We start from the raw sequence: 19,947 nt of genomic DNA, 5'->3' as shown, positions 1-19,947 counted from the left end.
AGTGGTGGACGTCCCGGGCTGGCTCGCGTCTCGGACGGCGATGGGTTCTCAGCTACTCGGAACCGACCCCTCCACGCCCTCCACGTAGCTGCCGACGTCCGAGAACAGTTCGGCGTCGCTCCAGCCCTCGAACTTCGTGCCGGTCCAGACGCTTCGCTCGCCGTTCTCGATCTCGGAGCGTTTCGTCTCGACGTCGCTCACGACGTCGTCGGGGACTTTCGGCCCGAAGTCGTCGATGTCGACGATGCCGGTTTCGAGGCCGCCCCACAGGGAGTCCGCGGTCCATTCGCCGTTACGAACGTCTTTGGCGGATTGCTTGTAGAATGGCTCCCAGTTGTTGATCTGGGCTGTCGCGTAGTACTCGCCGGCCTGTTCGGCCATCGACGTGTTGACGCCGAAATTGTACGCCTCTCGCTCGGTGGCGGCCTGGAGCGCGGCGGGCGTCACCATGTTGCTCCCGATCGCGTCGGCACCCTCGTCGGCGAGGGCGTTCACCGCCTGTCTGGCTCCGGACGGGTCGGCCCAGCCGTTCAGGAATCGAACTTTTGTCGTCGCGTCCTCGTTGACTGCCCGTGCGCCGACCGTGAACGCGTTGATCTGGCGGATGATCTGTGGAATCGGGATCGGGACGACCATGCCGAGCGTGTCGGACTCGGTGAGGTGGCCGGCGGCGACGCCACAGAGGTACCATCCCTGGTAGAACTTGCCCATGTACCGTCCCATGTTCTCCGCGGTCTCGAACCCGTTGCAGTGCTCGAAGGTGACGTCGGGATACTCTTCGGCCACCTGGAGCATCGGGTCCTGATACTCCGTCGTGCAGCCGTACACGATGTCGTATCCCGAGTTCGCGTACTGCTCGAAGACCGACCGGACTTCGTTACCCGGGACGCCGTCGGAGTACTCCGTCGTGATCCAGTCGAACGAGTCGTCCACGGCCAGCCGACCGTTTTCGTGGGCACGGGTCCAGCCGACGTCGCCCAGGTTCGTCTGGTACACGAACGCCGCCTGCAACTGATCGCCGTCCCCGCCGCCGCCGCCGGACAGCTGCGAACACCCGGCCAGCCCCAGCGCACCGAGTACGCCGGCCGACCTGATCGCGTTCCGTCGCGTTAGCTTTTTTCTACTCATTCGTTTCACTATATGGAGTTAGTTGCCCGCTATCTTCGCTCATATCTCTATTTGCTCCACACTCGCAACGATATTCGGAGATACATAAAAATATCTCAATATGGGTCGTTTCTGGCCGCGACACATCTCGAAGCACCCGTTCTGGCGCAAGTGGGCCACAAATGTGCGAACACTTGCCCAGACGGCGGTGGGAGCGAGTGCCACGTGTGTGCGGTGACGAGACAGTGGAAGCCGGTACAGATCGGTGTTGGAACTGGAGGCTACAGAGTGGCGAATTAGTGCGAGAGTGTTTGCTTTTTGCGATCAAATGTGGATGTTTGATTTGGTATCTTGCCCTCCGGCACGCTTTTGTACAGCATCGGTGAAACGAACGCTATACGATGAGCACACAAACGGTCAAGACGTTCGACGATATCGAGACCGTCGTCGATCTGGACTTTCATCTGGTGGAAAACGAGGAAGACGTGGTACCGTATCTGGAGGAGCCGTTCCAGGGACTGGTGACCCGGCCCGACGTCGAAGCGCCGAACAACTACAACATGACCAAGTTCTTCCTCGACGGGGTCGGCGGCGACATCGGGCCCGACGCCGCGGCCACGCCGGCGGAGATCAAGGCGGTCATGGAAGAGCTCGGAATCGACCGCGCGACGTTGAACCCGGGTCTCAACCTCAACCTGGTGACGGTCCCGCACGACCGGTACGCCGTCGCACTGGCCAGCGCCTACAACGAGTGGGTGACCGAGACGGTCCTCGACAGCGCAGAGGGGATGTACGGGACGATCCGGATCTGTCTCCGAGACCCCCAGCGCGCGGTCGCGGAGATCGAGAAGTGGCAGGATACCGACGAGATCGTCGGTGTCATGCTGGGCCCGCCGGGCTTCCGGAACCCGCTGGGCCACCCGCGGTTCGATCCGGTCTACGAGGCCCTCGAAGCGGCCGGGCTGCCGCTATTGATCCACAACTCCGTCCTGTCGCTCCAGCACGTGTTCCCAGGCCAGTTCGAGGGCATCAACACGTTCCTGGAGGCACGGGCCGTCGGCCATCCGATGGGGCAGATGCTCCACCTGGCACGGCTGATCGTGAGCGGCGTCCCGGAACGGTACCCCGACCTCGACTTCGTGATTCAGGAGTCCGGACTCGGCTGGATTCCCTACCTGATGCGCAGACTCGATTACTACTACTCCGCCCGTCGCGAGGACGCACCGTACCTCAAACGGCCGCCGAGTGAGTACGTCGACCAGAGTTTCTACTTCACGACACAGCCGATCGAAGGGGCCGAGGATCCGGAGTACGTTCAGCAGATAATCGAGTGGATCGGTCCCGACAACGTGATGTTCGCCTCGGACTACCCGCATTCGGATTTCGACAACTCGAACGCGCTGTACAAGGCGCTCCGGAGCGGATTCGAGCCGGCACAGATCGAGAACATCTACGGCAGTACTGCGCTGGAGGTCCTCGACTACTGACCCATGTCCCGCTCCGACTCCGGGGAGAGCGACCTCCCCCAGAACGCACACCACGTCGGCTCCGAAGCGGAACTGGAGAGGGGTGAGTCGATCCTCGCCGAAGTCGACGGGATCGAAATAGCGGTCTACCATACCGAGGACGGCTATTTCGCCATCAGCAACTTCTGTGTCCACCAGGGCGGCCCCCTCTGTGAAGGACCCGTCACTGGCACGCTCGGCCAGGACGACGACGGGAAACTGTGTTACGAGGAGGGGACACAGGTCGTGCGCTGTCCCTGGCACGGCTGGGAGTTCGACGTCGAGACCGGCGAACACCTCTCGCGACCGGAGTACAGCCAACCGACCTACGACGTCCTCGTCCGGGACGGAGAAGTGTACGTCCGCTGGTGAGGTGCGGATGACCCAGACCGACCCGGAGAGCGACGACGAGTCGAGACCGAAGTGGTGGCAGCGGGCGGTCGATCACTTCGAGGCCCACGATCTCGTCCCGTACCAGCCGCCGCGGTTCGAGGACGGGACGCTCAAGCACACCGTCGAAGCCGAACTCGAGCGGCGCTTCGGTGTGACGATCACGCTCCGGTGTAAGAACGCCGACGTCGGCGACGACTGGACGGTCCTGGTCGACGGTCGTCCCGTCGGGACCGTCGGTCGCTACCGGAGTCGTGACGGCTACACCGTGTACGAGATCGAACCCGACGAGTTCCGCGATCTGATCCGGAGCGCCGTCCACGACGAGTAAACCGGTCGTCGGTCGTGGCGACAGAGACTCGGCTCAGGCGATGTCCGCTCTGTCGACGAGGTTTTCTGCGGTAGCCGTCGCGTCCGCCAGGAACGCCCGGAGTGACCCGTCCAGGGTCAGTAGCTCCCGACCCTCGAGGAGGACGGTGCCGCCACAGAGCACCGTCTCGACCTCCGCGCCGCTGGCACCGTAGACGAGCGCGTGGACGGGATCGGGCGAGGGCGTGAGGTGTGGTCTGTCGAGGTCGACGACCGCGATGTCGGCCTGTTTACCCACTTCGATCGATCCGAGGTCGTCGGCCCGGCCGATCGCCGCGGCGGCGTCACGCGTCACCATGTCGAACGCCTGCTGCGCCGAGACGACACCCGAATCGCGATGGTAGCCCTTGTGTGCGGTCGCGACGGCGCCCGCGTCGGACAGCGGGTTGATCGTGTCGTTCAGGATCGAGTTGTCGGTGCCGATCCCGACGGTCACGTCTCGCGCGAGCATCGACGTGACCGGCGCGAATCCGGTCGCGATTCGCATGTTCGCACGGAAGTTGTGGACGACCGGGGTGTTCGTCTGTGCCAGTAGTCGCACGTCACGTTCGTCTGTCTGGACGCAGTGACCGAGGAGCGCTCGCTCCCCCAGGTACCCGACGTTGCGGAGGTACTCGATGCTCGAGAGGGCGCCCCGCTCGCTCACTTCGGCGTCTGCTTCCGCCACGTGTGCGGTCGTCATCACGTCGTACTCCTCGGCCAGACGGTAGGACCCGCGCAGGGCTTCCGGCGTCGTCGTCGCCAGTGTCGCGGGTGCCGGCCAGACCGACTGTCCGTCCTCGGGCGCGTGGTGGGTCTCGATCAGCGATTCGACGTCGTCCAGGGCCGCGTCCGTGTCGACCACGAGCGCGTCCGGGCCCGGATGGGTCGAGCCGGCGTCACGGGCGGTGATCTCGTCGAACATGCGCTGGAATCCCTCGTCGACGGGCAGGTCCCTGATCCCGGCGCCGTAGATGTTCCTGACGCCCATCTCGTCGTAGACGGCGAGTTTCCGCCGTGTCGGTTCGAGGTCGTCCCAATTCAGAGCGGTATCGTTCTCGACGAACGTCGTCGTCCCGGAGCGGATCGCCTCGACACAGTAGAGTCGGGCCGCCGTCGCGTAGTCGTCGGGGTCCATCTCGAACAGCGCGGCCTGCTTCACGTTGAACAGCCAGTCGTACAGTCCTCGATCCTGGTCGAACGACCCCCGGAGCAAGATGTCCGAGACGTGCGTGTGCGCATTGATCAGTCCTGGAACGATCGCGCCGCCCTCGGCGTCGATCACGCGATCGGGAGCCGTCTCTGCTTCGAGACGCTCCGCCGGCCCGACGGCCGAGACGCGGTCGTCCGTCACGGCGACCGCGCCGTCGGGGACGAGCTGTCTGTCCACGTTCTGCGTGACGACGACGCCGTTCGTTATGAGTAGGTCGGTCATGGTCTGAGGGGTTCGACTGTCGCTCGTCCGGACCTCGGGCGCGAACACCGCTATCTCGGGGGCGACAGGGCCGTCCCGAGTCGGCGGTTGCCCCGGCCATCAAATAAAGACTCTGGGGCAAAAGCGGCGGCACACGTGTGTCGAACAGGCCCGACGGTGACCGCTGTCCTCGCCCTTCCGCTCTCCCTCTCCACTTTCACACATTCAGACTCTTTCGGGCCAAAATATGGGAAAGATGTATGCCACATGGGCCGGTAATCCTACTAAATGGCGACGATACGCGTCCGAGATTGGACGAAAGAGAAAATCAACGAGATCCGGGACGCCGAGTCCCACTCGTCACACGATTCCGTCATCAAGTCGCTGTTGAAAGACCGGGAACTCGCGAAGTTCGCGGGCGAGAGTGCCGAGCCCGCTGGAGAGGCGTCATCGATCGATCGAGACCGGCCGGCGGACAGGGCGATCGACGAGATGGCGGTCGTGGACGAACTGTCGGTGCCGGACAACGGCGTGTTGTTCCTCTGGTGTCCGAACTGCGCGATGGAGATCGCACACATGAACGTGGACGGTGAGATGAACGTCTCCGTGCTCGAGATGGACTGTCCCCACTGTCTCAGCAACCTCGATCAACACGCCATCGTCTCCATCGACATCGGCTACCCACTCGAACGGAAACTCGTCGAGGACGGGCTCCAGGCGGACATGAAGGCCTGTGTCGTCGACTACTGGGACCGGACGCTCCGGAACCGTGCGGAAGACGCCACGGACGAGGGGGTCGGGATCGAACAGCTCGTCTGGCAGTTCGGGCAGTACACGCGGGAGTTCACCTGGGAGTGGCCGACCGACGTCCCGGCGGTGGGGTTCGAGGCGGGGAACACGTACCGGAACACGATGACCGACGAGTACATCGACGTCGTCGAACCGGTCACTGGGAACCGGAACGCGCTCAACTCCTTCGAGGTCAAGCGATACGCTCCCGACACCGATCCCGCCGAGGTCGAACCGGAGATTATGGACAGTAGTACGATCGTCGATCTCATCGTGACCCGGAGCCTGCTGCTGGAAGTCCAGTCTGCACCGGCGATCGATGGACACGGTAACGGATCGGAACAGCTGCGCTAGATCAGTCCCACCGTGACTTGGTCTCGTCCGACTCGGCGCTGACCGGCGAGCGGGCGTGGATCGGGCCCGCACGCTCTGTCAGGTGTTTCGGTGACCGCTCGTGGTGGGCTGCGGTGACTTCGGCGACGATACTCTGTGCGACGTGAAACGGCGTGTCGCCACCGAGATCGAGTCCGACCGGGGTGTACACCCGGTCCAGTTCCTCGTCAGTGAGGCGGTAGCCGTCTTCGGTCAGTGCGGTTCGCAGTTCCTCGAACCGCTTCCGTGGTCCGAGCAGGCCGATGTACTCCGTCGCTGTTTCGAGCAACTCCGTGAGCGCGATACGGTCGTCGACGAAGTTGTGGGTCATCAAGACTGCGTAAGTATCAGCGTCGAACGAGACGACGTTCCGGAGATCGGCGGGCGACGTGGAAACCACACGGTCGGCGGCCGGGAATCGGGCTTCCGTCGCGGCCGCCCCGCGGAACGTGACGACCGTCACTCGGAACCCTACCTGTGCTGCCGATCGCGCGACTGGAGCGATGTCGCGGCCACTGCCGAAGACGACCAGTTCGGGCGGTGCAGTCACGCTGTCGACGAAGACATCGACGTCGCCGCCTTCGCACCGCAGGGAGACGGTGTCGGAGGCGTCCGCCGCCAGCAGTCGGTTCGTGGGGCCTTCGAGCGCAGCCAGCAACTCGTCGGGCCAGTCGAGGTCTTGGAGATACAGGCCGTCGGTTCGCGACTCCGCGGGGAACATAACGGTTCGATCACCACACTCGACCGGCGTCCCGTCGCCGTCGATGACGGTCAGGACGACGGTGTCCTCACCGCGCTCGTACGCCTCGACCACTGGGCGGTAACTCCCCGTAAGCGGTTCGAGCAGGACGTCGATCACGCCGTTACAGCCGACGCCGAGCCCCCAGACGTCGCCGCCGTCGGTCAGGTCGAACCGTTCGACCTGTGGCTGTCCCCGCGCGAGTACCTGCTCTGCCAGCGCGACGATTTCGTCCTCCAGACAACCGGCGGTGACGGCACCTACCCCGTCACCATCCCCGATAACCATCTTCGCCCCGGGTCGGCGATAGGCACTCCCCTCGACGGCGACCACCGTCGCGAGGACGGCGCCGCCCCCGTCGATCGCCTCGCCGACGTTCGCGATCACGTCGGTCTCGGGAGCGCTCCAGCCGCCGTCAGTCACGCTACCCACCTCGCGTTTCCACGTTCCGGTGCCGTTGCTCGTGGGACACGACAGACTGTTGGACGTCGACTCGCTCCGGCGGTCTTCGTAGCCACACTGGCGCTGCCGTCTCGGCTCATGCCGAAACGTCGACGCCGGCACGCTCGGCGGCGCGTTCGAGCGCCTGCTCGGTATACGTCGGGAGCAGGTCCGCGCGATACGCCGCCGACGCCTGGTCGTCGTCGATCAGTGCCTCGGTGCCGATGCCGTCGAGGGCCCGACTCGCCGCGGTTTCGACGGTGTCCGCTCCGAGTCGCTCGCCACGGAGGGCGTCCTCGACGGGTTCGAGGCCGACACCGCGCTCTGTCACGCCGTTGGCCGCGACACGGACCGTCGAAACCTGTCCCCCTTCGACGGTCAGCCGCGCCGCGACGCCGAGCAGGCTGTACCGCATGGTCACGCTCTGCTGTTTCACGTACGCGCCGCCCGTGTTCACGGTCGAGATCGGCACGTCGACCGACGTGAGAAGTTCGTCGGCGGCGAGGTCGGTCGCAGGGTTCGGCGCGAAAAATTCCGCAGCGGTGATCCGCCGCTCACTGTGGGGCCCCTTCGTGACGATGGTCGCGTCACTGGCGATGACCGCTGCCGATAGGTCGGACACCCGCACCGGGTGCGCGAGGTTGCCACCGATCGTTCCCCGGTTGCGAACCTGTTCGTCCCCGATTACACTGACCGCCTCCGCTAGAGCCGCGGCGTCGTTTCGGAGTCGCTCCGCGTCTTGCAACTCCGCGTACGTGGTCGCCGCACCGATCTCGACGACGTCATTTCGCACCTCGACACCACGAATGGCATCGATCTCGCCGATGTCGACGACGACATCGGGATCGGCCTCATCGTTCGTGATCGCCGGCAAGAGGCTCTGTCCACCCGCAAGCATCTCGGCGTCCGGGTGGTCCGCCAGCAGGTCCAGTGCGTGGTCGACGCTCTCGGCACTCAGGTACTCGAACGTCCCGGGGTGCATCACGCATCCGCCCCGTTCGCTACGCCCCTGTCTGGGCGGTCTCCGTCTGACATATCCGTCCGATCGCTGTCGATTATGATCAAACCTTCGTCAAACACACCACTACCACGCTGAAACACGCGTTTGTCGTCTGTGTGGCAGCTCGTGCCACGTCGTGTCTCAGCACAAGTGAACCGACCTGTTATGACCGTGGTCTGCGTGATGGTTCACTGTGTCGCCGGACTACTGTCCCCGTTATATCGACAGCCCCGGGAGTACGTCGAACGATCTCGTCTTCCCTACGACCGAGAATCGATGACTCGGGGGAATCTCCCGGTCGTCGACCCGCCATTCGAGGACGGTGGCAGTCCGGGTATCCGTGATACGGGAACCGTCGTCGGCGTCGTCCTCGCGGCGGGGACCAGCTCTCGGTACGGGAGCAAAAATAAACTCCTCACCGAGTGGGAGGGCGCGCCGATCGTCCACCAGGCGGCGGCGACTATCGACCGCTCCGAGGTCGACACTACCCTCGTCGTCGTCGGCTACGACGCCGAAAACGTCCAAGAGGCGGTCGGCGGTCCTGCCGACGCCGTGGTCCGGAACGAACGATACGCGGCGGGACAGGACACGTCGGTCGAACAGGGCGTCGAAGCGGCCCGTGAGCGCGACGCCGATGCCGTACTCTTCGCACTGGGAGACATGCCGCGAGTCGCCGTCGAAAGTGTGAACGATCTCGTCGCGGCGTACCACCACGGCGTCGGTGACGCGCTGGCTGTCGCGAATGCAGGCAAACGCGGTAATCCCGTACTGTTCGATGCCACGCACTTTTCCGCACTGTCGAACGTGACCGGCGACGTCGGCGGCCGCCAGATCCTCCTCACGAACGACGATTCCGCGCTCGTCGAAACTGATGATCCCGGCGTTCTCGTCGACGTCGATACGCCCCAACAACTCGAAGATATGTGCGAAAGGAGCGATGGTTGAACGAACAGTTCAGCGGGCCAATTCCTGCTCTTCGTTCCAGACCGGTGGGTCCAGATATTGCTTACCGTAGCCGTGTCGCTCACCCTCGGGTTGGGTTCCTCGATATCTTCCATCGAGGGGAGCCGTTCGGCCGTTCTGTAAGCAGTCGACGAGGTGTTCGATGACCTCATTCGGCTTGCAGTCGCCGGATTCGTGCCCGAACCGGGGCGTATCGCACTCCGCACAGACCCACACCGGTCGTCCGCGCTCTCCCCCAACGTCGACTGCCCGGTGTATCGATGACCATCTCCCTCACACTGCCGACAGTGGAGGATCTCTGGGTCGGTCTCGGGGATCGCTTGTACCGGCGAACAGTGCCCGGCACGAGCCAGTACTACTCATCACCGTCTGCGATCTGCCCCCTCGAGCGTGTCGACGTCGTCCCGAGTCACGAGCGGGACTCCCTCGGTCAGATAGAGGTGGGTGTTCGCTCCCGAGTCCTGGACCGTCCGCCCGACAGCCGCCTCGAAGAGTCACTCTCCACCATCGCTGTCGAGAGGGCGCGACCTCGACGACATCGCCCCAGCCAGCCGTGAGTGCCGCGCCGACGAACTCTCGGAGTCGGCCACCGGCTTCACTTCGGCGTGGCGAGCGTTCGTGTCACCGATCGGTGCAGCAGCATCGGCGAGGGTGAACGCCGAGGCGCCGAGCGCGAGCGCATCGCAGCGCGTCGATGCCGCCAGGACCGCAAAGACGACCCGGCCGAACGTCCATTCAGGAGTCTCCCGGTCACTCGCAGTCTCGGTGTTTCCGGCCTGGGCCCACGGGCGATCCGTCGTCTCACCCGCTTTCCGGGTACAGAGCCCACAGCAGGCATGGGACTCCGGAATCGCCCTATCGCAGTCCTGGTAGATCTGGCGGTCGTATTGTTCGCGCTGGTCTCTCCGATCAGGGTGACAGCCTCGCCCGGCGTGAACGCCGGGGCTTCCACCGCAGGCGGAATACCAGCAAGATGCTGGATTGCGGTTTCAAGACGTGTTCGCGTACTGGTCTCCGACTCCGTCCGTGCTCGCACTGCTGGTGAACTCATCGTCGTGGCAACTCTGGTATCGATTCCACCAGACCCCGAAGCTCTGGAGCCACGATTCTGCCGTCGGTGGCTCCACGGTGTCGAACGTATTCGAAAACGAAGACGTTCGGTGTTTTACCTCACGAAAGTCACGTTCGATAGTACTCCGATTTCCGTGACGCGGTGTCCGAGATCGGCGCCCGAGTCGCTCCAGCGTGGCTCTGCGGTGGTGGGCGTTATCGACGAGTAAGGTTACCTGCTCGACCTGCTGTTTCCCGCGGAGTTCACGGAGACACAGCACGGTGAGTGGCGTGATTCTGGTCTAAAACGGCCGCAAGCGGAGGAATTCATCGGTCTCGGGATCGACGGCGTACAGCCAGTGTCGTTCGTCGTCGACCTGAATCACGGTCCCGTCGACCGCGATCTGATTCGGAGCTCCGTCGCTGGCTGGCTGTAGATCGGCCCTCTGAACCCAGTCGTGAACGGCAGTGCGACTTCGATCGACACCCGACTCATCAAGAAACCATTTAGTATATGAGAGTGACAGTTCGGCAAGCTGGAGCCGAATACCCACTTCAATTGCTCGGGTGTCGGCTCGCGCCCCACGAACTCCGAGCCGATCAACTCGGTAGACTCGCCGAGGCGGTCTCACTCGGCCACAGGCATCCGAACCGACGACCGCCTCACTCCTGACTTACCACGGCCGCTCAACTCCACCGAACTTTTCGGTCGGGTCGCCAACGGCGACCACCCCTGGAAAAACTTCGATAACAAAGGCCGGACGCGTACTTCGTTCGTGTCCGGTACACAGTGCCGGTGTCTCCGCAACCGCAATCGCCCTATCCTTCGAACCCGTCTTCGAACCGGAAGACGCCGTCTTTCTGCACGACCTCGCCGTCGACTTCGATCCGTGAGTCCTCGCTCATATCCACGATCATATCGACGTGCTGGGCGCTCTGGTTCTGTTCGTTGTCGTCGCCGACGGTCTCCTTGTAGGCCCGGCCCACGGCCATGTGGACGGTGTCGCCCATCTTCTCGTCGAACAGCATGTTGTAGGTGAACCGGTCGATGTCGCGGTTCATGCCGATGCCGAGTTCGCCCAGCCGTTTCGCCCCGGGATCGGTTTCGAGGATGGATTCCAGCACGTCGCCGTTCTTCTCGGCGTCGTACTCGACGACCTCGCCGTCCTCGAAGACCAGACGCGCCCCGAGGACCTCGCGGCCGTTCTGGTAGACCGGTTTGTCGAACAGGACTTCGCCTTCCACGGAGTCGGGGACGGGCGCGGTGAACACCTCGCCGCCCGGGATGTTGTGGACGTTCGTGTCGTTGAGGGCGTGGTTGCCCGCGACGGACATGGTCACGTCGGTCGTCTCGCCCGAGACGATGCGGACCTGCCGGCCGTCTTCGAGGATCTCGACCATGGTCGACTGGAACTGCTCCTGTTCGTCCCAGTCTTTCAGGATGGCATCGTAGACGAAGTTCTCGTAGGCCTCGGTGGACATCTCGGCCAGCTGGGCGTTGGCGGGCGTGGGGTGCTGGGTGAGCGTCCAGCGGTCGGAGAGCCGTTCGTTCAGGATGGGGCTGTGGGCCTGCTGGTACGCGGCGGTGGTGTCGCTGTCAACGTCGTCCATCTCGGTGACGTTCTCGTTGGCGCGGATGACGACGTGGCAGTCGGCTTCCTCGACCAGCGCCTGCTCGTGGCCAGGAGTCTCGAACTCGACGCCCGCCTGATCGGCCGAGCGGAGGTAGCCACGGATGGCGCGGCCGCTCCGGTTGGTCCGGAGCGTGACGGGGTGGGCACCGCGGTCGCCGGCGAGTTCGTAGAGCGCGACGACCAGGTCGTCGGCGGCCGGTTCGGCCTTGATGACGAGGTTGTCGCCGGTGTCCAGGTCGATGGCGTCTGCGAGCACCTGCGCGTGTTCGCGGATGCGTGGGTCCATGTCACGGGGGAGGGCCGGTTGGCGGTAATCGTTTTCGGATGGCGAGACTCGGCCGCCGGGAGGGTCTCGAAGATGCGAACGGTGAGCGAAGCGAGCGCTTCGGAGACCGATCGTCCCGCGGCTACCGCTTCCCTTTCCCTTCGTTCATCCCTTCTTTGAGTGCCGTGGCGGTCCGGCGGAAAAAGAGGTACACGAGGAAGACGAAGCCCAGCATGACGGCGACCATCCCCCAGAGTACGAGATCGGCCATGTGGCGAGGTAGCCCACGCGAGGGCAAAGTCCTTTTCCTCGGGCCGGCTCGAAGCCGGAGCGACGTAACAAAGTTGATGCCGATTGCTATCATAGCCGGCGAACGATGTCGCTGTTGCCCTCCGAACCCGACACGTCCGCGGCCGAGGAGGCCGAGCCGCGCGTCATCGGCGTCGATTCAGAGGACGCCGACGACGTACTCTCGGCGCTGACCTCCGAGACGGCCCGCTCGGTCCTGTCGGAACTCCACGACGACCCCGCCCCGCCCGCCGCCCTCGCCGACCGGGTCGACACCTCCCTCCAGAACGTCCAGTACCACCTCAACAAGCTGGAGGACGCCGGTGCCATCGAGGTGATCGACACGATCTACTCGGAGAAGGGCCGCGAGATGAACGTCTACGCCCCCGCCGACCGCCCGCTGGTCATCATGGCCGGCGGCGACGACGACAAGTCCACGCTCCGGAGTGCCCTGTCGCGCTTTCTGGGCAGTCTCGGGATCCTCGGGATCGCCAGCCTCGCGATCCAGGCGGCCGTCGGCGACGGTGGCTTCCTGACCCCGACCGGGAACCGGGACTCCGCCGGTTCCGAATCGGGGGCCGCACCGCCCGCCGGTAACGACACCGTGACTGCGACGGGGACACCCGGAGCGGAGAGCTACCGCTCGACCGACAGCGACGGCGGTGGCATGGAGGCCGCCGACGTGGGCAGTCAGAACGCCACCGAGGCACCCGCGCCGACACAACCGGAGACAGCCAGGCCCGAGGCCACCGACGGTGGGACCTTCGATACCGCCACCGAAGCCGCGCGAACGGCGACCGAGACGGCGGCTTCGGGGGCGGGCGACGCCGTGGCCGGCGCGCTCTCGCTCCCGCCGGGGTTGCTCTTCTTCGTCGGCGGCGTGACCGCGCTGGCCGTCGTCGCGGGCGTCTGGTACCTCACGGACTGATCGCGCCCCGTCGCCGGTCGGTGGGTGACCCGACCCCCCTCCCTCGTTTCGCCCGTAGCTAAAACGGCCGTTTGACCTTTCGCTGGCTACTTTTAAATAGGGTCTGTAGTGTGGGGTGCGCCCGCTCGCTTCGGCCCTCCCCACGAGACCTGACTCGTCTCCGACTCGTCTCCGAAGCCCTCCGGACTCGTTTCGGGCGCGTCCGCCTTTTCAGACCGTAAACTCCTCGAAGACGGTGCCGTCCGGGTCGACCAGTCGGCCCTCGACCGCGTCGCCGTCGGTCTCCAGTTCCGCGTGGGCCGGTCGGTACCGCCGGGGCTGGGCGTGACTGCCGGGATTCAGCAGCGTCACGCCGTCGCCCTCGTGGACGCCGGGCCGGTGGGAGTGGCCGAAGACAACGAGGTCGGCGGCTTCTTGCCGGCCCAAAAGCGAGAGGGCGGTGTCCGTGTGTTCGTGGCCGTGGACGACGACCAGTCGGAGTCCCTCGTGGTCGACGACGCGCCGGGCTGGCAGGCGGTCCTTGACTGCGGGGCGGTCGTTGTTGCCGACGACGCCGTAGAACCGGTCGGCCTCGGCCTGAAACGCGTTCAGTACCGATTCCGTCATGAAGTCGCCCGCGTGGACCACGGCGTCGGCCTCGCGGACGGCCTCGCGGGTTCGGCCGTCCAACCGGTGGCCATCGCGGCCGTGCGTGTCGGAGACGACGGCGAGCATGCCCGCGCGTACGACGGGGCCGTGTAAACCTCCGACGGATCGCGGTGGACGGCCGAACTGCTCGGTTCCAGAACAGCTTTGCGTCTGCCGGGGGAGCCACTCCGTAATGGCAGGCAACAGCAAGGGGGTCGTCATCGCGGCGTTGATCGCCAACGGGGCCATCGCGATCCTGAAATTCTTCGGGTATCTGCTGACGCTCAGTCCGGCGATGCTCTCCGAGACGTATCACTCGATCTCCGACACGGGCAACCAGGTGTTCCTGCTGATCGGCATCCGCTACGGCGCGCAGGACGCCGACCGACGCCACCCGTTCGGCTACGGGAAGGCCCAGTTTTTCTACAGCTTCCTCGTCTCCGTCCTGCTCTTCGGCATCGCGGGCTGGGAGTCGGCCAAGCACGGCTACGACGCCCTGGTACACGGCACTCACGAAGCGGCCCGCCAGCCGACGATCCCGTTCACGGACATCACGCTCACCTTCCCGCCCGTCTACGTCAACTACGCCGTCCTGATCGGGGCCATCGTCTTCGAGACCTGGGCGTTCTACAAGGCCCGCAAGGAACTCAAACGTCAGATCGACGTCCACGGCTGGAGCGGCTACCGCGAGGCGTTCCGGAAGACTTCCGACGTGACCACCCTCACGGCGTTCACCGAGGACTTCATCGCGCTCGCGGGCGCGGGCATCGCACTCTTTGGCATCTACCTCTCGCGGGCGACCGGGAACTCGGTCTTCGACGCGGCCTCGGCGCTGCTCATCGGCCTCATGCTGATGGGCTTTGCCATCGCGCTGGCCTGGGAGAACAAACGGCTCCTGCTCGGCGAGAGCATGCCCGCCGACGACGAGCAGGAACTACGGACCCTCATCGCCGGCTGGGACGGCGTCGACGAACTCGTCGACTTCCGCACCGTGTACTTCGGCCCGGGCGAGGTGATGGTCGCGACCGAGGTGGCCTTCGCCGACGACCTCACCGCCGACGTGCGCCCCGACGTGATCGACGACATCGAGGCCGCCATCCGCGAGGCCGAACCCCACGCCAACCGGATCTACGTCGAACCGGTCGACTGAGCTACCGGAACGCCGAGTACCACGTCTCCGTGTGCATCACCGCGACGACGAGCCGGCCGGCCGTCGGATCGGAGAGGGTCGGCTGGAGTGTCTGTTCCGGCCCGCCGCCGGAGCTGTACCTGACCGGCGGCCCGCGGCTGGCGACGGCCACGTTCGCGTCCGCGTCCAGCGAGGTGTTCAGCGGCAGGTACGTCTGGAGCGACTCGTTGTAGACGAACACGGCGAGGCCCCCTTCCTCGGCCCCGCCGGGAAGCGCGGCGGGGTCGTAGCCGACCCTGACGGTCGCGTTCGTGACCTGCCCCTCGATATCCAGGTCGATCAGCGGCGACGCCCGCGACTCGTCGACGTGGTCGCTCCCGAGCACCGCGTCGTTGCGGAGTCGTTCGACGCTCGCCTCCACGTCGGTGCCCGTCACGCGAAAGCGCGTGTCGAGGTCGGCGTGGTCCACGACGGTCGTCACCGGCCCGGCCGAATCGGTCGTCCGGAGGTCGGTCAGCCAGCTGGGTTCGGCGACCGTCGTCGCCTCGACGTTCGAGAGGTCGAACCAGCGCGAGACGAGAAGCCCCACGGTCGGCCGCTCGCTCTCGGGCGGGACGTACTCCCCGCTCGTGTAGTTGTGGATCAGGCCACGCTCGTCCACGACTGCCCGGCGATAGGGGAGCGCCCGGTCCGCGCTCTCGTAGTCGAGTCCGGCGGTGAGGACGTACCGCCGCTCGCCGTCCCGCTGGATCGTGTCGGTGACCGTCAGCGATTCGACGCCGACCAGCGCCTGCCGCCCCGTCGGCACCGCGGTCCGGTTGGGCTGGGCGACCGTCTTCGTCACCGGCCCGTCCTCGAACCGGACGTATTCGCGCCCCTCGCGAGCGTACAGCGCCACGGCCTCGCCGCGGAGTGGGTGATACTGGAAGCGTTCGACCTCGAACAATCCCTCCTCGGCCCTGACGACCGTCGACGCGCGCTCGCGTCCGCCGCCGGGGAGGCCGAATCCGGACCGGAACACGTAGCTCTCGTTGGCCAGCGCGGTCTCGTGGGCTGCCACCAGTGCGGACGCCTCGATCTCCGCGCCGACCGAGAGGCCCAGACCCGTCGTCTCGTTCGGTTCGCCCTCACCGGCCGTGGGTGTCGTCGTCGGGGTCGCGTCGTCGACCGTCGGCGTCGGACCGCCAGCGCCGCCGGAACAGCCCGCCAGCGCGACCAGCGCCAGACAGCACGCGGCCAGCAGTCTCCGGTCCATAGACTGTCACAACGAGCACGGGAAAATCAGTGCTGTGGACGCCGAGACTTTTTGTCCGGGAGCGAACAAGGGGAGAGTGTGTCGACCGACGGAGACGAGGCCGGCTACCTGCGCTTTTTCCCCTACGAGGAGCCCTACGACCACCAGCGCGACGCGATGGCCCGCATCCACGACGCGCTGGGCGAGGGCTCGGATGTCCTCTTCGAGGGCGCGACCGGGACGGGCAAGACGCTGGCCGCGCTGGTGCCGGCCCTGGAGTACGCCCGCGAGGAAGACAAGACCGTCGTCATCACGACCAACGTCCACCAGCAGATGCGCCAGTTCGTCCGGGAGGCCCGCGCCATCACCGAGCAGGAGCCGATCCGGGCGGTCGTCTTCCGCGGGAAGGGGTCGATGTGCCACATCGACGTGGGCTACGAGGAGTGTCAGGCCCTGCGTGACACCACCCGCGAGATCGTCGAGAAGGAACGGGACCTGGCCGAACTGAACGAGCGCGAGGAGACGCTGCTGGAGGAGGGGCAGGCCGGCAGCGAGGAGGCCGCCGAGGCCCGCGGGGCGGTGCTGGAGGAACTGGAGGCCGTCGAGGAGGACCTCGAGGACCTCCGGGAGAACGGGAACACCTGCGACTACTACTACCGGAATCTCACCGCCGACACCGACGCCTTCTACGAGTGGCTGTTCGCGGACGTCCGCGAGCCAGACGACATCTACGAGTACGCCGAGATGGAGGGCTTCTGTGGCTACGAACTCCTCAAGGAGGGGATGGAGGGCGTCGATCTGGTGGTCTGTAACTACCACCACCTGCTCGATCCGGGCATCCGCGAACACTTCTTCCGGTGGCTCGGGCGCGATCCGGAGGACGTGATCACGGTCTTCGACGAGGCCCACAACGTCGAGGACGCGGCCCGGGACCACGCGACCCGGACGCTGACGGAGACCACGCTGGACGGCGCGCTGGACGAACTCGCCGAACAGGACGATCCCCAGGCCGAGGCCGCACAGAACGTCGTCCGGGCGTTCCGGTCGGCGCTGATCGAGACCTACGACGACGCGCTGGGCTTTGGCGAACGCGAACGGATCGAGGAGAACTGGGAGGACCTCACCGTCGCCAGCGAGGACGGTCGCGACGACCTGACGATCAACTTCCTGCAGGCCTACACCGGGCCGGGCTACGACGTGGACCTCCAGGCCGCGCTCAAGTTCGGTCGCGCCCTCGACGAGAAGTACGAGGAGGCCTACAAGAACGGCGAGGCCAGCACCCGCCAGGACTGTCAGACCCTCCAAACTGTGCAGTTCGTCACGGCCTGGATGGACGAGGGGACCGAGCAGGGGCACTACCCGGTCGTGAGCGTCCGCCGGGACGAGCAAAGCGGCGACGTGTACGGCCGGGCGGAACTCTACCGGTGTATCCCCCAGGAGGTCACGCGGTCGCTGTTCGACGAACTCCACGCCAGCGTCCTGATGAGCGCGACCCTCCGCCCCTTCGAGGTCACCGAGGACGTGCTGGGGCTCGACGACCCCGAGACGATGGCCTACGGCGCGCAGTTCCCCGAGGAGCGCCGCCGCACCTACGCCGTCGAAGCGCCCGCACTCTTTTCCAGCGAGCGCGACGACCCCGCGGTGCAGGCCACCGTGACGGACGTGCTCGAGGACGCGATCAGGTTCACGCCCGGCAACACGCTCGCCTTCTTCCCGAGTTACAGCGAGGCCGAGCGCTACCACGACCGGGTCCAGGCCGACGCCGAGTGGTTCCTGGACGAGCCCGCGACCAGCGCGAAAGAACTCCGCGAGGCGTTCACCGACAGCGAGAACGGCGTCCTCTTTACCTCGCTGTGGGGTACGCTCACGGAGGGCGTGAGCTTCGACGACGGCGACGCCCGGACGGTCGTCGTCGTGGGCGTGCCCTACCCACACCTGGACGACCGGATGGACGCCGTCCAGGAGGCCTACGACGAGACGTTCGGCGACGGCGGCGGCGGCGAGTGGATGGGCACGGAGGACGCGGGCTGGGCCTACGCCGTCGAGATTCCGACCGTTCGCAAGACCCGGCAGGCCCTGGGACGGGTGGTGCGCTCGCCCGAGGACTTCGGGGCGCGCGTGTTGGTGGACAAACGCTACACGAAGGTCGGCGAGCAGGAACTGGGCAACTACACGGTCCGGGAGACGTTCCCGCCGGAGGAGCGGGCGGAGATGATCGACATCGGCTCCGAGAAGCTGAAGTTCGCGATGTTGAATTTCTACGGCGACATGGACGCCTGGGACGGGGCGCCGCCGAAACCGTAGGCTCAGGCCGGCAGCGAGACGCCGCTGACCTGCGTGATGCGCTCCGAGTCCCAGAAAATGAGTTCGTCGACGGTCCACTCGATGGGGTCGATCTCCCGGGCCTGCAGTTGCTCGGCGGCGGCCGGATCACCGCCGCGGGCGATTGTGACGTGGGGACTGTAGCCGTCGCCTTCGATGTCGTCGACGGGATCGAATACCGTACAGAGGTGGTCGTGGAGCGCGTGGAGGCCCTCGCTCTCGACGGCCAGGTAGACGACGGGGGAACTGCCGACGGGGGCCTCCTCGAAGATCTCGATCCCGGTGATCCGGGCGTCGAACGGGGCGGTGCCGGCGAGCGCTTCCCGAGTGCGGGCTTCGAGGCGGGCGTACTCGCTCGGGCCGTCGCCGCCGAGTCGCTTGACACCCAGCGTGTGGCGGCCCCGGTCGCGGGTGTGTGCGGTCGGCAGTTCCGTCGCGAGCTCGCCCGCGAGGGCGGCGACGGACGATGGGACCGGAACGTTCAGACTGTACACGCGTGTCTCCAACCACGGCCCTGGCGGTCAAAGGACTGCTGGTCCCGACCGCTCAGAAGTTCGCGATGAACAACAGTCCTGCCGAGACGAACCCCAGCAGAACCAGCAACAGCGGAAACAGCGGAACCACGATTCCCCAGTAGCTGGCCAGCCCCTCGAAGATGACCATCAACTGGAGTAACCCCAACCCCAGGAAGATAAAGAGGTTTCTGACCTTCGTCGCCGTAACACGGCCCTCGCTGGCCGTCGTAACTTGCCCCTCGCCCATATCGGTGATATCTACCGGTTTCAGCTTAAATCCCATGGTTCGACAGGCGACAGGCGCGGTCGTCAGATGCGGTCGAGGAAGTAGAGGACGATGAGGGCGACGACCACCAGCGCGAGGACGGGGCCGGCGAGGCCGACGACGAAGCCGACCAGTTCCTCGACGACTTCGACGACGAGCAGGACGATCACCAGCACCAGCACGATCTTGATACTGAGGGCTAAAACTTCATGGAACTCCAGCCACGAGAAGAGGTATGGCGAGGCTGGAGAACGTCTCTGTCGAAGACCTCCGCCAGATCTTGGCGGAGGTCGATGAAGCCGACGCAACAAAGCGGATCATGGTTGCGATCACCTACAAGGAGATTGACGATCTGACGCAAACAGATGCTGCCGACCTCTACGGATTTTCCAGTAGTTGGGCCTCAAAGTGGTTCACCCGACTCGAACGGCTCGCCGACGAGCCGTTCGAGGAGGTTGTCTATGACAAACCACGAGACGGCAGGCCGTCCGAACTTTCTGAGAAAGAACACGAGCAGTTCGTCGAGGCTCTTCACGAGTCACCCGAAGAAGTCGGATACGACGCGCCCGCGTGGTCTGTTCCATTGGCGCGTCACTATCTTTCTGAGGAATTCGGCGTTGAG

At 65.4% G+C, this 19,947-nt stretch carries 19 protein-coding genes and 2 pseudogenes; 9 read left to right on the top strand and 12 right to left on the bottom strand.

Annotated features, from left to right (window positions below; genetic code table 11):
- Nucleotides 1–48: 48 nt before the first annotated feature.
- Entirely contained in the window at nt 49–1,128 is a 1,080-nt protein-coding gene (locus MU521_RS07500) for a BMP family ABC transporter substrate-binding protein (protein ID WP_092690719.1), read from the bottom strand.
- A 380-nt stretch (nt 1,129–1,508) separates the two neighbouring features.
- Between MU521_RS07500 and MU521_RS07495 the strand changes: the two genes are divergently transcribed.
- Genes MU521_RS07495 through MU521_RS07485 form a run of 3 tightly spaced genes read left to right on the top strand, consistent with a single transcriptional unit; the run spans nt 1,509 to nt 3,333 of the window.
- Nucleotides 1,509–2,594, top strand: coding sequence for an amidohydrolase family protein (locus MU521_RS07495; protein ID WP_092690721.1), 1,086 nt, complete (start codon nt 1,509–1,511; stop codon nt 2,592–2,594).
- Nucleotides 2,595–2,597: 3 nt separating this feature from the next.
- Nucleotides 2,598–2,984: a Rieske (2Fe-2S) protein gene (locus tag MU521_RS07490; RefSeq protein ID WP_092690724.1), complete on the top strand. Its 387-nt coding sequence runs from the start codon at nt 2,598–2,600 to the stop codon at nt 2,982–2,984.
- 7 nt (nt 2,985–2,991) lie between these two features.
- The gene (locus tag MU521_RS07485; RefSeq protein WP_092690727.1) at nt 2,992–3,333 is read left to right on the top strand and encodes a hypothetical protein; all 342 of its coding nucleotides are present in this window, start codon (nt 2,992–2,994) and stop codon (nt 3,331–3,333) included.
- A gap of 33 nt (nt 3,334–3,366) precedes the next feature.
- Here MU521_RS07485 and MU521_RS07480 read toward each other — a convergent pair whose 3' ends face one another.
- Nucleotides 3,367–4,785: an amidohydrolase family protein gene (locus MU521_RS07480; protein ID WP_092690802.1), complete on the bottom strand. Its 1,419-nt coding sequence runs from the start codon at nt 4,783–4,785 to the stop codon at nt 3,367–3,369.
- 267 nt (nt 4,786–5,052) lie between these two features.
- On the opposite strand from MU521_RS07480, the gene MU521_RS07475 reads away from it, so the two are divergent.
- Entirely contained in the window at nt 5,053–5,907 is an 855-nt protein-coding gene (locus MU521_RS07475) for a hypothetical protein (protein ID WP_092690730.1), read from the top strand.
- Between the two features lies 1 nt (nt 5,908).
- Here the strand turns inward: MU521_RS07475 and MU521_RS07470 are convergent, their stop codons facing one another.
- Nucleotides 5,909–7,087 (bottom strand): XdhC family protein, encoded by a 1,179-nt coding sequence (locus tag MU521_RS07470; RefSeq protein ID WP_092690804.1) that lies wholly within the window; start codon nt 7,085–7,087, stop codon nt 5,909–5,911.
- Nucleotides 7,088–7,202: 115 nt separating this feature from the next.
- Entirely contained in the window at nt 7,203–8,087 is an 885-nt protein-coding gene (locus MU521_RS07465; RefSeq protein ID WP_092690731.1) for an FAD binding domain-containing protein, read from the bottom strand.
- 294 nt (nt 8,088–8,381) lie between these two features.
- Here MU521_RS07465 and MU521_RS07460 point away from each other — a divergent pair, with 294 nt between their 5' ends.
- Nucleotides 8,382–9,050: a nucleotidyltransferase family protein gene (locus tag MU521_RS07460; RefSeq protein ID WP_092690733.1), complete on the top strand. Its 669-nt coding sequence runs from the start codon at nt 8,382–8,384 to the stop codon at nt 9,048–9,050.
- 1,091 nt (nt 9,051–10,141) lie between these two features.
- Here MU521_RS07460 and MU521_RS07455 read toward each other — a convergent pair.
- The 3 genes and pseudogenes from MU521_RS07455 to MU521_RS21440 form a co-directional block, all read right to left on the bottom strand.
- Nucleotides 10,142–10,722: pseudogene (locus MU521_RS07455) on the bottom strand (transposase domain-containing protein); the annotation flags it as partial.
- 215 nt (nt 10,723–10,937) lie between these two features.
- Complete coding sequence (locus MU521_RS07450; protein ID WP_092690736.1) at nt 10,938–12,038, bottom strand: aminopeptidase; 1,101 nt, start codon at nt 12,036–12,038, stop codon at nt 10,938–10,940.
- Between the two features lie 121 nt (nt 12,039–12,159).
- A complete protein-coding gene (locus MU521_RS21440) occupies nt 12,160–12,288 on the bottom strand; it encodes a DUF7859 family protein (protein WP_281187032.1) in 129 nt (42 codons plus the stop codon).
- A gap of 105 nt (nt 12,289–12,393) precedes the next feature.
- Here MU521_RS21440 and MU521_RS07445 point away from each other — a divergent pair, with 105 nt between their 5' ends.
- Nucleotides 12,394–13,233 carry an ArsR/SmtB family transcription factor gene (locus tag MU521_RS07445; RefSeq protein WP_092690738.1) on the top strand — a complete coding sequence of 280 codons (840 nt, stop codon included), beginning with the start codon at nt 12,394–12,396 and terminating at the stop codon, nt 13,231–13,233.
- 210 nt (nt 13,234–13,443) lie between these two features.
- Here the strand turns inward: MU521_RS07445 and MU521_RS07440 are convergent, their stop codons facing one another.
- Complete coding sequence (locus MU521_RS07440) at nt 13,444–13,947, bottom strand: metallophosphoesterase (RefSeq protein WP_092690741.1); 504 nt, start codon at nt 13,945–13,947, stop codon at nt 13,444–13,446.
- A 106-nt stretch (nt 13,948–14,053) separates the two neighbouring features.
- Here MU521_RS07440 and MU521_RS07435 point away from each other — a divergent pair, with 106 nt between their 5' ends.
- Nucleotides 14,054–15,010, top strand: a complete 957-nt coding sequence (locus tag MU521_RS07435; protein ID WP_092690744.1) for a cation diffusion facilitator family transporter — start codon at nt 14,054–14,056, stop codon at nt 15,008–15,010.
- 1 nt (nt 15,011) lies between these two features.
- Here MU521_RS07435 and MU521_RS07430 read toward each other — a convergent pair whose 3' ends face one another.
- Entirely contained in the window at nt 15,012–16,244 is a 1,233-nt protein-coding gene (locus MU521_RS07430; protein ID WP_092690747.1) for a hypothetical protein, read from the bottom strand.
- A gap of 78 nt (nt 16,245–16,322) precedes the next feature.
- On the opposite strand from MU521_RS07430, the gene MU521_RS07425 reads away from it, so the two are divergent.
- Nucleotides 16,323–18,527, top strand: a complete 2,205-nt coding sequence (locus MU521_RS07425; RefSeq protein WP_092690749.1) for an ATP-dependent DNA helicase — start codon at nt 16,323–16,325, stop codon at nt 18,525–18,527.
- Between the two features lie 2 nt (nt 18,528–18,529).
- Here the strand turns inward: MU521_RS07425 and MU521_RS07420 are convergent, their stop codons facing one another.
- The 3 genes from MU521_RS07420 to MU521_RS21435 form a co-directional block, all read right to left on the bottom strand.
- Nucleotides 18,530–19,039: a 2'-5' RNA ligase family protein gene (locus tag MU521_RS07420; protein WP_092690752.1), complete on the bottom strand. Its 510-nt coding sequence runs from the start codon at nt 19,037–19,039 to the stop codon at nt 18,530–18,532.
- Nucleotides 19,040–19,091: 52 nt separating this feature from the next.
- A complete protein-coding gene (locus tag MU521_RS07415) occupies nt 19,092–19,307 on the bottom strand; it encodes a hypothetical protein (protein ID WP_092690755.1) in 216 nt (71 codons plus the stop codon).
- Nucleotides 19,308–19,369: 62 nt separating this feature from the next.
- Nucleotides 19,370–19,507, bottom strand: a complete 138-nt coding sequence (locus tag MU521_RS21435; RefSeq protein ID WP_432613032.1) for a DUF7554 family protein — start codon at nt 19,505–19,507, stop codon at nt 19,370–19,372.
- A gap of 53 nt (nt 19,508–19,560) precedes the next feature.
- Between MU521_RS21435 and MU521_RS07410 the strand changes: the two are divergent.
- A pseudogene (locus MU521_RS07410) lies at nt 19,561–19,947 on the top strand (IS630 family transposase); the annotation flags it as partial.

Source organism: Halorientalis regularis, assembly GCF_023698535.1.
GTDB classification, from domain to species: domain Archaea; phylum Halobacteriota; class Halobacteria; order Halobacteriales; family Haloarculaceae; genus Halorientalis; species Halorientalis regularis.
Note: the sequence above shows the minus strand (reverse complement) of the source record. Positions and strands in the feature narration are given on the sequence as shown.

What these genes read in the sequence shown, in the direction of transcription:
- MU521_RS07480 (WP_092690802.1), bottom strand. Translation starts at nt 4,785, where the DNA reads ATGACCGACCTACTCATAACGAACGGCGTCGTCGTCACGCAGAACGTG.
- MU521_RS07430 (WP_092690747.1), bottom strand. Translation starts at nt 16,244, where the DNA reads ATGGACCGGAGACTGCTGGCCGCGTGCTGTCTGGCGCTGGTCGCGCTG.
- MU521_RS07485 (WP_092690727.1), top strand. Translation starts at nt 2,992, where the DNA reads ATGACCCAGACCGACCCGGAGAGCGACGACGAGTCGAGACCGAAGTGG.
- MU521_RS21440 (WP_281187032.1), bottom strand. Translation starts at nt 12,288, where the DNA reads ATGGCCGATCTCGTACTCTGGGGGATGGTCGCCGTCATGCTGGGCTTC.
- MU521_RS07435 (WP_092690744.1), top strand. Translation starts at nt 14,054, where the DNA reads ATGGCAGGCAACAGCAAGGGGGTCGTCATCGCGGCGTTGATCGCCAAC.
- MU521_RS07475 (WP_092690730.1), top strand. Translation starts at nt 5,053, where the DNA reads ATGGCGACGATACGCGTCCGAGATTGGACGAAAGAGAAAATCAACGAG.
- MU521_RS07415 (WP_092690755.1), bottom strand. Translation starts at nt 19,307, where the DNA reads ATGGGCGAGGGGCAAGTTACGACGGCCAGCGAGGGCCGTGTTACGGCG.
- MU521_RS07450 (WP_092690736.1), bottom strand. Translation starts at nt 12,038, where the DNA reads ATGGACCCACGCATCCGCGAACACGCGCAGGTGCTCGCAGACGCCATC.
- MU521_RS07490 (WP_092690724.1), top strand. Translation starts at nt 2,598, where the DNA reads ATGTCCCGCTCCGACTCCGGGGAGAGCGACCTCCCCCAGAACGCACAC.
- MU521_RS07445 (WP_092690738.1), top strand. Translation starts at nt 12,394, where the DNA reads ATGTCGCTGTTGCCCTCCGAACCCGACACGTCCGCGGCCGAGGAGGCC.
- MU521_RS07440 (WP_092690741.1), bottom strand. Translation starts at nt 13,947, where the DNA reads ATGCTCGCCGTCGTCTCCGACACGCACGGCCGCGATGGCCACCGGTTG.
- MU521_RS07465 (WP_092690731.1), bottom strand. Translation starts at nt 8,087, where the DNA reads ATGCACCCCGGGACGTTCGAGTACCTGAGTGCCGAGAGCGTCGACCAC.
- MU521_RS07495 (WP_092690721.1), top strand. Translation starts at nt 1,509, where the DNA reads ATGAGCACACAAACGGTCAAGACGTTCGACGATATCGAGACCGTCGTC.
- MU521_RS07500 (WP_092690719.1), bottom strand. Translation starts at nt 1,128, where the DNA reads ATGAGTAGAAAAAAGCTAACGCGACGGAACGCGATCAGGTCGGCCGGC.
- MU521_RS07460 (WP_092690733.1), top strand. Translation starts at nt 8,382, where the DNA reads ATGACTCGGGGGAATCTCCCGGTCGTCGACCCGCCATTCGAGGACGGT.